Source organism: Nocardia sp. 852002-20019_SCH5090214 (assembly GCF_001665865.1).
GTDB classification, from domain to species: domain Bacteria; phylum Actinomycetota; class Actinomycetes; order Mycobacteriales; family Mycobacteriaceae; genus Nocardia; species Nocardia nova.
Genome location: NZ_LZMK01000418.1, coordinates 1 through 1231 on the forward strand (window position 1 = coordinate 1; position 1231 = coordinate 1231).

General features: G+C 66.3%; 2 protein-coding genes and 1 pseudogene. All 3 read right to left on the reverse strand.

Annotated features, from left to right (window positions below; genetic code table 11):
* The coding region (locus A5780_RS34975; RefSeq protein ID WP_197521948.1) for a hypothetical protein at nt 1-395 on the reverse strand (395 nt) is incomplete at its 3' end.
* Between the two features lie 164 nt (nt 396-559).
* Nucleotides 560-820, reverse strand: coding sequence for a hypothetical protein (locus A5780_RS34980; protein WP_064911186.1), 261 nt, complete (start codon nt 818-820; stop codon nt 560-562).
* Nucleotides 793-1231 (reverse strand): annotated as a pseudogene (locus tag A5780_RS41550) (hypothetical protein); the annotation flags it as partial. The gene A5780_RS34980 and the pseudogene A5780_RS41550, both read right to left, overlap by 28 nt.

A 1231-nucleotide genomic window follows, 5' to 3' on the forward strand; every position in this document is an offset into this window, starting at 1 on the left:
GCTTGAAACAACCCACCGGTCCTTCGGTTCCGGTGAGCGCGCCCTTCGGAATTCGCGAACCGACGGAAGACCAGCATCGGGCATGTTCGTTTCGAATAGAGACCACACTCCGGATGCAGGGCAGGTTCCGGGCCTATGCCGCGCAGGTAGTCCCACGGCCGGATGTAGACCACGACCCAGGGGCCGTCGAGGCGCTGACCGCATACCTGGCACAGGCTGTGCTGCCAGATTTGTTGCAGTCGTGCCTGGTTCACGGCGCCCCAGACGGGTTTGGTGGGGTCGCGGTGGGTCATCGTGATGTACGGCACGACCATGCCGGCCGAGACAGGCGCCGCGGCCAGGCGCTGCGGAACCGGAACCGGGGCGGGGGTGGCTGCGCCGGGAGTGTCGGGCATCGGGTACCTCCATTCGGATCGAAAAGGGAAACGGAGCGGGGAGCTGGAGCGGCGCTGCGGTGAGCTGGGCTAGCCTCTGTGTGCGTCGTCGATCGGTCCCGGGCGCGCATGGACCGTCGTGAGTCGCGATGGCGGTGGTCCATGCGCCGGCGGGGCCGTAACGATCACTGCTCCTCGGCCGTCCCAGGGCCTGGAGGCGGATGTGCGCGCAGTGCGCGAGAGGCGGTGCGTACGAGCCGTTCCCGAGTGTGGTAGTCGGCGATGGCGTTGTTGAGCAGGCCCAGTGGCTCACCGCCGATGACGCTGGCCATCGTGTGCGCGACGCCGAGTGCATGCCGCGTCGAGGCGATGTAGGGGTCGAGAGCGTCGAGCAGGACCTCGACGGTCTCGTCGCGGCTCAATGGTTGTGCGGTGGAATTGTCCACGGGTGCGAATCCTTTCGAGTCCGAAAGCGCATCGATCGGTGGCGGGGTCGGTCAGTGGGGTGCAGGCCGAACAGGTCGGCGTAGCGGTCCGCGCCGTCGAATTGCGGGCACGCGCAGCGGGGGAATGGGTGTGCGCAGTCGGCGCAGTATCCGCAGTATCCGCAGTGCGGGCCGAAGGGCTCGTCGTCGAATGCGCCGCAGTATTCGCAGAATCCGATGTAGTCGGTGTCGGCGCTGGCCCACTCATGTATCAGGTAGCTGTCGTTGGAGTACCAGGTGCCACCGACCCAGTGCCCGTGGTGTTCGTTGAAGATGTAGGCGGGGTGTTTGTAGTCGGGATCGGTGGTCAAGATGACGACCTTGTTGGAGGCGAGCCAGTGTTCGAACCGCTCGCGTCCCGCCCAGCTGTCC